Annotated in this window: 14 protein-coding genes; all 14 read right to left on the bottom strand. The window is 50.4% G+C overall.

The annotated features are described in order from the left end of the window. The 14 genes from trpD to ndk all read right to left on the bottom strand — a co-directional run bounded on the left by trpD (window position 1) and on the right by ndk (window position 13,230). Complete coding sequence (trpD, locus tag skT53_RS01930; protein ID WP_200759529.1) at window positions 1-1,026, bottom strand: anthranilate phosphoribosyltransferase; 1,026 nt, start codon at window positions 1,024-1,026, stop codon at window positions 1-3. A gap of 494 nt (window positions 1,027-1,520) precedes the next feature. Continuing rightward, on the bottom strand, window positions 1,521-1,895 hold the full coding sequence (gene aroH / locus skT53_RS01925) for a chorismate mutase (RefSeq protein WP_200759528.1): 375 nt from the start codon (window positions 1,893-1,895) through the stop codon (window positions 1,521-1,523). Continuing rightward, complete coding sequence (aroB, locus tag skT53_RS01920) at window positions 1,892-3,004, bottom strand: 3-dehydroquinate synthase (RefSeq protein ID WP_200759527.1); 1,113 nt, start codon at window positions 3,002-3,004, stop codon at window positions 1,892-1,894. Before aroB ends, aroH begins: the two co-directional genes overlap by 4 nt. Beyond that, window positions 3,001-4,161, bottom strand: coding sequence for a chorismate synthase (gene aroC / locus skT53_RS01915; protein ID WP_200759526.1), 1,161 nt, complete (start codon window positions 4,159-4,161; stop codon window positions 3,001-3,003). Before aroC ends, aroB begins: the two co-directional genes overlap by 4 nt. 119 nt (window positions 4,162-4,280) lie before the next feature. Beyond that, complete coding sequence (locus skT53_RS01910; RefSeq protein ID WP_200759525.1) at window positions 4,281-5,288, bottom strand: zinc-binding metallopeptidase family protein; 1,008 nt, start codon at window positions 5,286-5,288, stop codon at window positions 4,281-4,283. Further along, window positions 5,285-6,313 carry a M42 family metallopeptidase gene (locus skT53_RS01905; RefSeq protein ID WP_200759524.1) on the bottom strand — a complete coding sequence of 343 codons (1,029 nt, stop codon included), beginning with the start codon at window positions 6,311-6,313 and terminating at the stop codon, window positions 5,285-5,287. Before skT53_RS01905 ends, skT53_RS01910 begins: the two co-directional genes overlap by 4 nt. After that, window positions 6,295-7,371, bottom strand: coding sequence for a M42 family metallopeptidase (locus skT53_RS01900; protein ID WP_200759523.1), 1,077 nt, complete (start codon window positions 7,369-7,371; stop codon window positions 6,295-6,297). The genes skT53_RS01905 and skT53_RS01900 overlap by 19 nt, the downstream gene beginning before the upstream one ends. Continuing rightward, window positions 7,364-7,690: a hypothetical protein gene (locus tag skT53_RS01895; RefSeq protein WP_200759522.1), complete on the bottom strand. Its 327-nt coding sequence runs from the start codon at window positions 7,688-7,690 to the stop codon at window positions 7,364-7,366. The genes skT53_RS01900 and skT53_RS01895 overlap by 8 nt, the downstream gene beginning before the upstream one ends. 129 nt (window positions 7,691-7,819) lie before the next feature. Next, window positions 7,820-8,773 carry an RluA family pseudouridine synthase gene (locus tag skT53_RS01890; protein WP_200759521.1) on the bottom strand — a complete coding sequence of 318 codons (954 nt, stop codon included), beginning with the start codon at window positions 8,771-8,773 and terminating at the stop codon, window positions 7,820-7,822. After that, entirely contained in the window at window positions 8,767-8,907 is a 141-nt protein-coding gene (locus tag skT53_RS01885) for a hypothetical protein (RefSeq protein WP_200759520.1), read from the bottom strand. The genes skT53_RS01890 and skT53_RS01885 overlap by 7 nt, the downstream gene beginning before the upstream one ends. A gap of 81 nt (window positions 8,908-8,988) precedes the next feature. Beyond that, the gene (gene ppc, locus skT53_RS01880; RefSeq protein WP_226375306.1) at window positions 8,989-11,727 is read right to left on the bottom strand and encodes a phosphoenolpyruvate carboxylase; all 2,739 of its coding nucleotides are present in this window, start codon (window positions 11,725-11,727) and stop codon (window positions 8,989-8,991) included. 131 nt (window positions 11,728-11,858) lie between these two features. Next, the gene (locus skT53_RS01875; protein WP_318978583.1) at window positions 11,859-12,635 is read right to left on the bottom strand and encodes a CheR family methyltransferase; all 777 of its coding nucleotides are present in this window, start codon (window positions 12,633-12,635) and stop codon (window positions 11,859-11,861) included. Window positions 12,636-12,673: 38 nt separating this feature from the next. After that, window positions 12,674-12,799: a hypothetical protein gene (locus tag skT53_RS18750; protein ID WP_264175990.1), complete on the bottom strand. Its 126-nt coding sequence runs from the start codon at window positions 12,797-12,799 to the stop codon at window positions 12,674-12,676. After that, window positions 12,790-13,230: a nucleoside-diphosphate kinase gene (gene ndk / locus skT53_RS01870; RefSeq protein ID WP_200759519.1), complete on the bottom strand. Its 441-nt coding sequence runs from the start codon at window positions 13,228-13,230 to the stop codon at window positions 12,790-12,792. The genes skT53_RS18750 and ndk overlap by 10 nt, the downstream gene beginning before the upstream one ends. Window positions 13,231-13,234: the final 4 nt, after the last annotated feature.

The following is a 13,234-nucleotide window of genomic DNA, read 5'->3' as shown; positions in this document are numbered from 1 at the left end:
TTACTTCAACTCCTTCACAAACCCGTTGGACACTTCCACCAATTGATCCAGCTTTTGTTGGGCTTTGCCCGAATCGATGATCGCTTCTGCCAGATCGACTCCTTCCTGGATAGAGGCTGCTTTACCGGCTACATAAAGCCCGGCAGCCGCATTCAACACCACGATGTCACGGGGACCGCCCGTTTCACCTGCAAAAACACGTCGGATCAAGTTGGCATTGACAGTCGGGTCGCCGCCTTCGATCTCACTTGGTTCATAAGTGGAAAGCCCGAACTGCTGCGGTTCAATTTCGTACAGTTCGATACGTCCATGTTTTAGTTCTGCCACCTGTGTCGGGCCGGTTACCGTAATTTCGTCCAACCCGTCCGAACCGTACACCACCATCACATGTTCCGCACCCATATTGGCCAGCACACGGGCCATTTTTTCCAGCAACAGCGGAGAAAATGTACCGATTACCTGCCGTTTGGCACCTGCCGGATTGGTCATCGGCCCTAAAATGTTGAACACCGTTTTAAATCCCAGTTCCCGGCGAGGACCTACCGCATGCCGCATCGACTGGTGGAACAGGGGAGCGAACATAAAACAGATGCCTGCCGTCTCAAGGCATTTTCGGGCCTCTTCCGCATTTAATTCAATATTCACTCCCAGCGCCTGCAGTACATCGGCACTGCCCGCTTTGCCCGATGCGGCGCGATTTCCATGTTTCGCAATCGGAACACCGGCTGCGGCCAGGACAAAAGCGGACGCGGTGGAAACATTAAACTTATTTACCCCGCTGCCCCCTGTGCCGCATGTGTCAAGCAGTCCTTCAATTCCGGACACAACAGGTATCGCATGTCGGCGCATGCTGCGGACAAATCCGGTAATTTCGTCAACCGTTTCTCCTTTCACCCGCAATGCCGTCAAAAAACCGGCAATTTGCGAAGGAGTCGCCTCTCCGCTCATAATCTGATCCATTACTTGTTCCGCTTGGGTGTCTGTTAAGTCCTCGCCGTTAACCAGTTTTTCAAGTTCTGTTTTCATGTGTGCAAGTCTCCTCTCATCTGGGCTCCGCTAGTTAAAAAAGGCTTCTACCGAAGCATATTCAAGAAAAAAGTGGCGTCTAATAGAGGAAGCCTTTTTCGACAGCCGAAAGGATAAAAATGGTGATGGAATATCACATTTTTATACTTTCTAAGCTGTTAAAGAAAACTTGGCTTCGCCAAGCCTAAGCGCAGGCGAACCTTGTTGTCTTGCGCATGGATGCGCCGATGCCGATAGGATACAATTTATAAAATTCCTGTCGACCAAAAAACGGGGTTTAACATGCAAGAAAGGCCAGAGCAAAGCCCTGACCTTCACATACGCAATCAATCGGAAAGAAAACATCCTTTCCGGAACTCTACTCTTATGCTCGGTCTCTGCTCTACTCTTCTGTTCTCAACTGTGCTCATCTGTACTGGGTATTTCTTCCTATCATGCTCTGCGCTATTCTTGAAAAACGTTAAATCTAGTGTAACGTGCTGCCGTAACATTCGTCAAGATTTAGTTTTTTCCGCCAGATCGGGCCGTAACGCAGTGGCCCTTCCCAGGAAGATATGGTTGATCTCTTTTTGCGGCAGGTCCGTATTGACGTGCAGCATTACCCGAATACACATCGGCATACTGCCCGGAACCGGTATTTCCTGCGCGCACATGACCGGAACCAAATTCCACCCGGGAATCGTGCGTATCGCTGCAGCAGGGAACGCCGCATCCAAATCATGTGTTACCGTAACAAGCACAGAAGCAACTTCTTCCGGCTGAAAGTCGTTTGCGGCAATAATTTCTTTCATTAAATCGCCCGTAGCTTTGAGAATGACATCTGCCGAGTTCTCTTCTACCGTGTTGGCGCCGCGAATTCCCCGTATCATGAGCTCCTCCCCAGTCGACGAAGCAGGTTCAAGACAACTGTTTCGTCTATATCATTTATAATTTCCACGCGTCCAATCTCCGACATCAGCACAAAGGTGAGTTTGCCACCGGTCGCCTTTTTATCCTGTTTCATCGATTGCAATAATGCAGCCGGATCCAGGTTGGCTGGCATCTCAGTCGGCAGACCCGCCCGTTGCAGCAGGTTGCGAATGCGTTCTGCAGATGCACGGTCCGTTTTGCCCAGTTCACAGGACAGTTCGGCCGCGAATACCATGCCGATGGAGATTGCTTCCCCGTGCGTATACGTGCCGTAGCGGGCCAGTGATTCGATGGCATGGCCCAGCGTGTGTCCGAAATTGAGAATGGCCCGCAGGTTGTCTTCCTTCTCGTCTTTCGAAACGACTGCCGCTTTCACCGCACAGGAACGTGCCAACATGTTTGCCAGAATACGGGAATCCAGCTCGATAATCGGATCGATTGATGTTTCAATCCATTCGAAAAAGGACCGGTCCCAAATGATGCCATGCTTGATCACTTCCGCCACGCCGGAACGAATTTCCCTCAACGGAAGCGTACGCAGAGCGGATATGTCGTAAACAACCTGTTTAGGTTGATGGAAGGCGCCAATCACATTTTTTCCTTTCGGGTGATTGACCGCCACTTTGCCGCCAACCGAACTGTCATGTGCCAAAACGGTCGTCGGAAGCTGAACGAATGCAATTCCCCGCATATAAGTGGCTGCCACAAATCCGGCCAAATCTCCCACCACTCCGCCACCAAGGGCAAAAATCGCAGATTTGCGGTCAAGTCCCGCATCAAACGCCTGATCAAACACTTGTTCCGCGACCGCAAGCGTTTTCGACTCTTCTCCCGCCGGAATCACCGCTTCCGCGACCCGGTATCCGGAATTCCGCAAAGAGTCGGTCACTTTTTTCAAGTGACCGGCAGCAGCCACATGGCTGTCCGAAACGACAAGACAAGCGGATTTTGACGAGATCCCCGCTTGTTGGGCCAATTTGCCCGTTTCGTGCAGCAACCCTTCGCCAATCAAAATCTGATAACTGCGTTCCCCCAAATCGACCGTTACGGTCTGCTGTTCACCGCTCATCTGTCTTTCACCATCGAAACAAAGTTATTGTAATTGGCGCGTGTTTCCTGCAGGGAATCGCCACCAAACTTCTCCATAAAGGCGGCGGCAATCACCCATGCGACTATCGCTTCTCCTACCACAGCGGCAGCCGGCGCCGCGCATACGTCAGAACGTTCGATGCTTGCTTCAAACGGCTCTTTTGTCCGCATATCCACACTGCGAAGCGGTTTGTATAAAGTAGGAATCGGTTTCATGGCAGCCCGCACCACGATCGGCTGGCCGTTTGAGACACCGCCCTCGATTCCTCCGGCTCCGTTCGTTCCGCGCCAATACCCTTTTTCTGGCGAATAAAAAATTTCATCATGCACATCGGAACCAAAGTTCCGAGCCGCATCAAACCCCATCCCGATTTCAACACCTTTAATGGCTTGGATGCCCATCAAGGCGCCCGCCAATCGACTGTCCAGCTTGCGGTCCGGCATCGCATAGGAACCAAGGCCAAACGGAACCCCGGTGACCACCACTTCAAAAATACCGCCCAGTGAGTTGCCTTCTTTTCGCACATTCTTAATCAATTTAATGATTTCTTGTTCTTTTTCCGGATTGGCGACACGCACCTGCGACTGCTCCGCGCGGGCGGCAATTTCTTCAATCGTACCTTCGACGGGTCCCACCTGAATCGGTCCCAGCTCAACAATATGACTGTACACATGAATCTGAAACTGTTCCAACAGTTGACGAGCCACCGCTCCCACTGCCACAAGGGTTGCCGTGTTGCGGGCGCTCGCCCGTTCCAGCACGTTCCGAATATCCGTTTGATTATATTTTAATGCGCCCGCCAAATCAGCGTGACCGGGACGCGGTTTTGTTACGATTTCCAGATCGTCCGGCGGATTTCCTTCAATCGCCATGCGTTGTTCCCAGTTTTTCCAATCGCGGTTTTCCACCACAAGCGTGACAGGCATGCCGCTCGTTTCCCCGAACCGAATCCCGCTGCCGATTTTCACTTGGTCTGTTTCGATTCGCATGCGCCCGCCGCGCCCGAAGCCCTGCTGCCTTCTCCACAACTGATGGTTGATTTTCTCAATGGAAAGAGGCAAATTGGCCGGCAGTCCTTCAATGATCGCCGTCAATTGAGGACCGTGTGATTCACCTGCAGTCAAATACCGTAACATTCCGTTTCCTCCCCATATATCCCCGCAAAACAACAATTGCGCATGCAACCGAAGAATACATTCGTTTATTTATGTTAAATATTATAAAGTATTTATCTTTACTATTATAAAGCAGTTGTCTATAGAAAACAATTGGAGGCGCCGCGCAGACTTTCCATGACCAGCTTTGATGTTTGTTCCAGATCACGCAGATCGACCACCTGTGAAGGTGTCTGACGATATCGCATAGGAACGGATACCGCTCCCGTGGGTATGCCGTCTCGCGTTAGCAGGATTTGCCCTGCATCGCTTATCGTCTCCGAAGATACTTCCAATTGGTAAGGAATCCCCATGCGTTCCGCCGTTTTTATCAAATGTTGCTTCAAGTGGGGAGGAATCACGACTCCGCGGTCCATCACCTTGATGGCAGGCCCTTTTCCAAGCGCAAGGGAACCCCTATCCGCTTGAGGCGTGTCGGTCGCTTTGGCAGTTCCGACCACAAACGCCAAATCAGCCTCAATAGAAAAAGCGGCCGCTCGAATCCCGCGCGATCCCACTTCTTCCTGCGCGGCAAAAACAACATAGAGATCGTATTCATAGGAACCCAGTTTTTTCAGCACATCAACCAAAATCGCACAACCCGCCCGGTTGTCAAGCGATTTACCGGCTATCCGGTGCTTTCCCAATTCAAATGCGCCTTTGTCGATTACAGCAGCGGTACCGATTTTTACGTTTGCCTCTGTTTCTTGTCGTGATTCGCATCCCACATCCACAAACAGATCGGCAAAAGTCACGTCTTTCAACGGCTTGTCAGCAGAAACGCCAACAACTCCCCAGGTTCGGGTCGTAAACCTCACCCGCTCACCAATCAGGGAGGCGGCTGTCAGATTGCCGATCGGAACGATTCGAATAAACCCGTTGTCTTCAATATGGATCGCCATCACACCTGACTCGTCCATGTTTGCTTCCAGCAGAACGGTTCTCCTGTCTGTTGCCGTTCCTTTCTTGAACCCGATCAGGTTGCCCAGCACATCGGTTGTGAGTTGATCGACATGCGGTTTCAACAGTTCTTCCAGAATTTCGCGAATATGTCGTTCCGAACCGGACGGTCCGGATGCGCTGGCCAGTTTGCTCAATAACTCTTTCATGAAAATCGGATGCCTCCTCTTTCGACATTTCGCAAAAACGATTCAACGAGCCGGATGGTGTTCTCATAATCGTCAAGACTGATTATCTGGGAAGGGGCATGAATGTAGCGGGTGGGCACCGAAACAGCGCCCGTTGCGATGCCTCCTCTTGCCGTGTGAATGCGTCCCGCATCGTTTCCGCCGCCGCTCGCTTTTCGTATTTGATAAGGAATCCGGTCCGAATCGGCTGCCCGCCTCAACTCATCCAATACGTTTCGATTGCCGATCATGTGGGCGTCGATTACGGTCAGTGCAGGTCCCCGTCCCAGTTTTGTACCCATACCGTGCTCCGGTGCGTCGATCACATCAAAACAAACTGTGCCTTCAATCACCAGTGCAATATCGGGATTGATCCGGTAAGCAATCGCCCCCGCTCCACGCAGTCCGATTTCTTCTTGCACAGTGAACGCAAACACAAGCGGGATTTGAAAGGATTTGCGCAGGATTTCAATCAGAACGCCGCAGCCCACACGGTCATCAAACGATTTCGCTTTGGCACAGCGCTGGCCGATTTCCTGGTATTCGGTGGCAAAAACGGCAAAATCGCCGAGTTTCACATATTTTTCAGCATCTTCCTTACTGCTGGCGCCAATATCGATATACATGTTATCGATTGCAACCGGCTTGCCGCGTTCCGCCACACTTTGCAGATGAACTGCTTTCGATCCAATCACTCCGGGGATTTTATTCTTGCCGAGATGGACTGGTTTGGATACTAAAACGCGCGGGTCCACCCCGCCGATCGGCCGAAATTTTAACAACCCGCTGTCTTCGATTTGAACGATCATCAAACTGACCTCGTCCATATGGGCGCAAAGCATGACGCGGGGACCCGGCAGCGTACCGTTTTTTTCAACGATTAAACTGCCCAGGCTGTCTGTATATACACGATCCGCATAATTATGAACCTGTTCATAGATCACTTGCCTGATTTCGTCCTCATAGCCGGACGGACCCGCCGCTTCCGTCAGTTTTTTAAGTAGCAAGACAATCCCTCCACGAACGATTGATCGACCGCTTCAATAAAATAGGCCAGGAGCTTGCCAGTGCGCTCTACATCCCGATAGCAGATCGTTTCCACCGACGTATGCATATAGCGAAGCGGCACAGACAGGAGACCTGTGGGTATCCCGTCACGGGTGATTTGAATGGCGTTCGCATCGGTGCCTGTCGGCCCTTGGTTAAAACGAATTTGGTGCTTGATGTTGTGCCGTTTCGCCAATTCACTGAATTTCTCAAAAATCTCCCGGTGAATATTCGGTCCTCCCGCGATCACACAGCCCGCATCCGGTTTAAAAGCGAGATCGTTCGCGGTACCAGGCGTTAAACCGTGCGTTACATCCAACGCAATTCCGATATCCGGATCGATCCCAAAGGCAGCCGTTACAGCTCCCCGCAGCCCCACCTCTTCCTGAACGGTGGCCACCGCATAGACATCCGCCTGGATGCGCAGCCGTTTCATCTCCTGCAGACATTCCAGCATCGCCGCTACGCTCGCCCTGTTGTCAAGCGCTTTACCTGCCAGAAATCCGTTTTGCAGCTGCATCGCTTTGCGATGGATGGTGATGATGTCCCCCACTTGAACCCGCTCTTGAACTGACGCTTCCGGCATAGCCAGGTCGATATACAGTTCCTTGAGAGGAATCGTTTTTTCCCGTTCTTCCGGCTTTGTTAAATGGGGCGGCTTGGATCCGACAATCCCGTGACAGTCGGTTCGGCCGTGGACAACCACTTCCTGCCCAATCAGTGTCCGCGGGTCGAATCCGCCAAGCTGTGTAAAGCGGACAAATCCTCCCTGTTCGATCTTCGTCACGATCAAACCGATTTCATCCATATGGGCAGCGATGAGGATACGGGGCCGGGGAGAGTCCCCTTCTCCTTCCACACAAGCAATCAGGTTGCCCACTTTATCCCGTTTGATCTTGTCCGTAAAGAGTCGCAGTTGGGATTCCACCAGCTTGGAAATGGCCGACTCATAGCCGGAAACGCCAGGTGTTTCCATCATTTGCAGCAAAATTTGTTTGCCGTCCCACTTCTCATTCACTTGTCCGGTCCCCTTTACGTCGAATTCGCTGCAGCAGACGCATGGTAACATGCAGATTGCGGCTGTACATAAATTCACCCAGCCAGATACCGCTCACAGTCGGAAGCAAACTTTTGGCAAGCACGGACCAACCGGCCAGATGAGGAAACAGGAATAGAACACTTATGTATAACGTAACTGTACAGCCCGCCGTTAAGAATAAAAAATTGGCCATTCGGTCTGACGTTCGGCTGTGAAACAGGCACGCCCGCACCATTTGCCGCATGCCGAAATTGTAAAGCAGATATAAACTTCCCGTCACAATCAAAAAATCTAACATGATACACGCTCCTTGAATGAAAAAAGTGTCGCCACAAAGCAACACTACATGAACCGAACCGTCCCGATACTCGCTTCTATTGTAACTTAGCAAAAATTGGCACGTCAATGGACACTCTAGTGCCCATTGTCATCCACCTTTGCTGTTCAGATTAGGCTGTCCGTTTCGCAATAAATGGAGCAACATTTTCATATCTGCCGGCAATTCAGCCTGCCATTCCAGATGCGTTCCGATGCGAGGATGAGTGCAGCAAAGTTTGACTGCGTGCAGCGCCTGCCTGTTTATGCCGTCCGGCTCCCCTATCCCATATAGCGGATCGCCATAGAGCGGATGTCCGATATGCGACATATGCACCCGAATCTGATGGGTACGGCCTGTTTCCAAGCGCAGTCTGACAACTGTCCCCTCTGCCAAGCGTTCAAAAACAGAAACATGCGTCACGGCTGTTTGACCGTCGGACGCCACTGTCCTTGCCGTTGGATGTCCTTCCAACCGCCGAATCGGTGCACGTATTGTCAGTTCTTCTTCTCTCAGGTTGCCGTGAACAATCGCAAAGTATTCCCGGCGCACCTTTTTTGCCAGGAGTTGCTGTGACAGTTTGTGATGCGCATACTGATTTTTCGTAATCAAAAGCAGTCCGGTAGTGTCTTTGTCAAGCCGATGCAGCGGCCGAAAACGCGCCGTTTCCCCTTTTCTTTGCCAATAATCGACTACGCCATTGGCCAGGGTCCCCTCGTAATGCCCTTTTGTTGGATGGACCACCTGTCCGGCCGGTTTGTTTAAGACGAGCAAATCCGCATCTTCATACACAATGTCAAGCGGCATTGTTTCCGGCCTTATAAACTCAGATCGCTCCGGTTCGTGAAACAGCTCCAGCAGGTCACCCGACCGCAGCCGCGAGGTGAGAAAGACCGGCAGCCCGTTCACCCTCACCCCTTGCTCCTGTACAATTTTTCGCAAAAAGCGGCGCGAAATTTGTAATCGGTTGCGGATAAACTCTTTCACCATTTTGCCGTCATAATCGTCCGGAATGACAGATGAAACGACCGTATGCCGGTTCTTGTTATCGCTTCCTGTTACCATACTTTTTTCGAATCTGTATTTTTCCTGATTACGTTTGGCGCATCGTAATGCTGAATATCAAACTTGCTGCGCGTTTGATCTTTGCGGGCATCCTCCAGCAAACGCCCGCAGCGGACACACCGGTCGTTCTCCAAGTCGTTTTCCTCATAACAATCATTGCAACGGATTTTCAATCCATTCACACTTCCTCTTTCCGATTGTTTGGCGCGTAAATATCAGCCCGTATTGCGAAGACCAGATGCAATTCCGTTAATGGTCAACAAAATATCCTGCAGTATCTTAGCAAACTGGTCGTCATTCTCTGCTTGCCGAAGTTCGTGCAGCAGCATCACCTGCAAATAGGAGAGCGGGTCTACATACGGATTTCGCAACCGGATGGACTCACGAATCACCGGGCTGTTCGCCAATATTTCCGGCTCATCCGTGATCATCAAAACGATCGTTCGGGTCCGCTCATATTCATCCAACACTTTCGAGAACGTGCGGTCCGCTAAGGCCTGATTTTTAACCAAGCGGGCATATTCGGACGCAATCAGCATATCCGTTTTCGCCAACGCCATTTGTATATTGTCGATAATCGCTTTAAAAAACGGCCAATGCTTATACATTCGTTTAAAATCTTCCGAGGCGTCCGGCTGTTCCATCAAATAGCTTTCCACCGCCGTCCCAAAACCAAACCAGGCAGGCAGCAGATGGCGGTTTTGAGTCCAGGAGAACACCCACGGAATGGCCCGCAGATCTTGAATCCGCGCTGAATTTTTTCGTTTGGCAGGACGCGAGCCGATGTTCATTTCACTTAATTCGTTAATCGGTGTCGCCTCATAGAAGTAGGTTAAAAACTCATCGTTCCGGTAGACAAACGACTGATACGCATCGAATGAATCCTGCGACAGCTTTTCCAAAATCACCGACCAGCGGCGCTCCGTTTCTTTCATACGTTCCGTCTGCACATTCAGCGAGCCGACCAATACGGCGGAAACCGCTTTTTCCAATGACCGTTTGGCAATTTCCGGATGACTGTACCGCTGCGAAATGACTTCCCCTTGCTCGGTGATTTTCACTTTCCCGTGCAAAGCTTCCGGCGGCTGGGCCAGAATGCTTCGTTCCAGCGGACCGCCGCCCCGCCCGAGAGCACCGCCGCGGCCATGGAAAAATTTGAGCCGGATTCCATATCGCTTCGCCACTTCAAAAATCGCTTTCTGGCTTTTGTACAACTCCCAGTTCGCTGTCAGATACCCGCCATCTTTATTGCTGTCCGAATAGCCGAGCATAATCTCCTGCAGGTCGCCCAACTGCGCCAAATGATTCCGGTAAACCGGATTGTCAAACAATCGATCCACGATGGCGGGCGCTCCCCGCAAATCCTCGATCGTTTCAAAGAGCGGCACAATATTGAGACGGCTTGTTAAACTGCCGTCCGGCTGCCAATTGAACAATCCCGCTTCTTTCGCAAGCAGCTGTACCTCCAACAGATCGCTGACTCCCTGAGACATGGAAATCAGATAATTGCGGATGCAATCTTCGCCAAACCATTCATGCGCACGGCGGATCGTATGGAATACAGCAAGCGTTTCTTTCGTGTCCGGGCTAAGTTCCGCAAACCGGCTGACAAGCGGCCTTGGATCCTGCAAAAGTTGAGTGAGCAGTTCAATTTTTTCTGATTCGTTCCGTTGTTTGTACGGTCCGATTTTAGCCAGGGCGAGCAGTTCTTCAATCGCGTTCTCATGAACCTCGCTGTGCTGCCGGATATCGAGGGTTGCCATATGAAAACCAAACAGTTCAATTTGCCGGATCAGGGGGCGGACCTTCACTTCGGCAATCTCTTTTCCCTTGTGCGCCAACAGGGACTGTTCAAGCAGCCGGATATCGGCAAGAAATTCCTTTGGATTGTTATAAAAGCCGATTGCTGCCGATTCGCCTTGCACTTCCCCGTGGAAACGGTTTTTGGTGCCCTGCAGACGCATCAAAATCTGGTTGATTTTCTCCCGATAGGGCTCGTCAGGCGGCCTCAATGCCTGCAGCGAATCGATCAATTCCCGACTGGCGCCAGTAATTTCATACGATTGGCTGAGATCCCTTCCCAACCGGAGGACTCTTTCCTCATACTTGCGTATTGCCAGATCAAAGTGCAGCAATAACGTTTGAAATGTCAATTCAGCCGTCACATTCGGATTTCCGTCCCGGTCGCCCCCCATCCAGGAACCGAAACGCAGGAAACTGGGCACTTCCAAATCAAGTTCCGGATAAACGGAAGCGATTTGCTCTTCCATTTCAAGATGAATGAACGGCAGCACATCAAACAGTATTTGATCCAGGAAATAAAGTCCGTTACGAACCTCGTCCAACACGGTAATTCGCTCTTTGCGAACAGGCCGGGTTTGCCATAAACCTGTGATCTCGGCACGCAGCCTTTTTTCAATCTGCTTTACTTCCCGTTCGCTTAGCAACGGATCGTCCAGTTTTTCCAAAATCAGCGAGATCTCATGATGTTTGTCAAGCACCGTGCGGCGCATCGCTTCAGTCGGATGTGCGGTTAAAAACAGTTCTACCCCTAATTCATCAATTAACGATCTCATTTCGTCAGGTTGAATGCCCTTGTCCCGCATCGAAAGAATCGCACTGCGTATCGAATCCGGCTGCGGCAACGAACCAGAAGAACGTTCATATTCCCGTTTTCTCCGAATCCGGTGATTCTGTTCCGCAATGTTTACCAATTGAAAATACATGGCAAACGCCTGTATCACATACGTACGGTGAGCGGCAGGAATCGTTTGCACCGTCATCACAAAATCGTCTCTTCCGGCAGGCGATTCATTCGCTCGCAGTTCTTTGGCCGCTGCCCGTACCTTTTCGACAGATTGAAACACATCGTCCCCGCACTGTGCAATAATCACTTCGCCTAACATATTCCCCAATATTCGGATGTCCCGGCGCAACGCAGACTCACTGTTCACGGCTTTCCTCACTCTCCCACAGACACATCTCCATCTCTTATTACATGTAAGCATATCATACTTAGTCAAAATTTTAAGTCTGTATTAATAAAGAGCCGGCCAAATTTTTAGGCCAGGTCTTTCCGACTCCTTCAGTTTTTCTCGTAAAAGAACGTATCGTATGTACGAAAGCCGTATACCTGCGGATTAAAAATCTGTTCCGTTGAACCTACAAACAGAATCCCGCCTGACCGCAAAGCAGCGGCAAATTTGTGAAACAGCATGTCTTTCGCTTCTTCCGTAAAATAAATAATCACATTACGGCACACGATCAGGTCGAAATTCGTATCAAACCGGTCTTCCAATAGATTCTGCTTTTGAAATTTTACACACCGCTTGATTTCACTGGAAATTTCATACATACCGCCATCCTTGGCAGTAAAATATTTCTTCCGCAGATCGTGCGGCACCGCCGTCAAGGACCGTTCGTGGTAGACCCCTGTCTTCGCCCTCACTATTGCATTTTCATCAATATCGGTTGCCAATACTTCAATTTCTGCAGGCGGCAGAAACCGGCTCAAAATCAAAGCAATCGTGTACGGTTCCTCGCCGGTCGAACAGGCGGCCGACCAGATTTTCAGCTTCCGCTTTTGTTTTAGAAATTCGGGGAAAATCCGTTCCGCCAACACCAGCCAACGGTTATCGTTGCGGAAAAATTCCGATACGTTAATCGTCATCCGGTCAAGAAATTCATAATACAACGATTCATTTTGATTGATTGCATCGAAATACGCGTTAAAATCGCGATATCCATGTTTGTCACGCAGGGCGGTTAACCGGCGTTCCATCTGTGGACGTTTGTATTTGGTGAGATCGATGCCTGTTTTTTTAAAAATTTTTCCCATAAATACGTCGAAGTTGTCAATCATGCGGACACCCCATAATTCGCTGGAAGTTTTGTCCCCTTTTACATTCGTTGCTTTAACGGCCAATTCCTGTCGATCGCTTGCGGTTCCAGCAAAAACAAAAAACCGCCTTCCTCTGCAGGACAAGCGGTTGTAATGCCAATTCCATATGTAGCGATCAGATCCATTTATCGATCGTTTTTTCGTATGACACGACTTCGCCGTTAAACCAAAGGTCAATTTCCCGTTTCGCGTTCTCAGGCGAATCGGAGCCATGAATAATATTCATGCCCACCGATACAGCGTAATCGGCACGAATGGTTCCAGGCGCCGCTTCTGCCGGATTGGTTTTGCCCATCATGGCACGGGAAACGCTGATTACATTGTTGCCTTCCCAAACCATCGCAAAAACCGGACCGGATGTGATAAAATCAACCAACTCGCCAAAAAAAGGCTTGTCCTTCAACTCTTCATAGTGCTTTTCTGCCAACTGGCGCGATACCTGCATCAGTTTCGCATTCACCAGCTTGAATCCCTTTTTTTCAAAACGGGATACGATTTCCCCGATCAATCCGCGTTGCACACCATCCGGTTTGACCATTAAAAAAGAACGTTCCATTTTT

The organism is Effusibacillus dendaii (genome assembly GCF_015097055.1).
GTDB lineage: Bacteria > Bacillota > Bacilli > Tumebacillales > Effusibacillaceae > Effusibacillus > Effusibacillus dendaii.
This window is presented reverse-complemented; position numbering and strand designations above follow the sequence as displayed.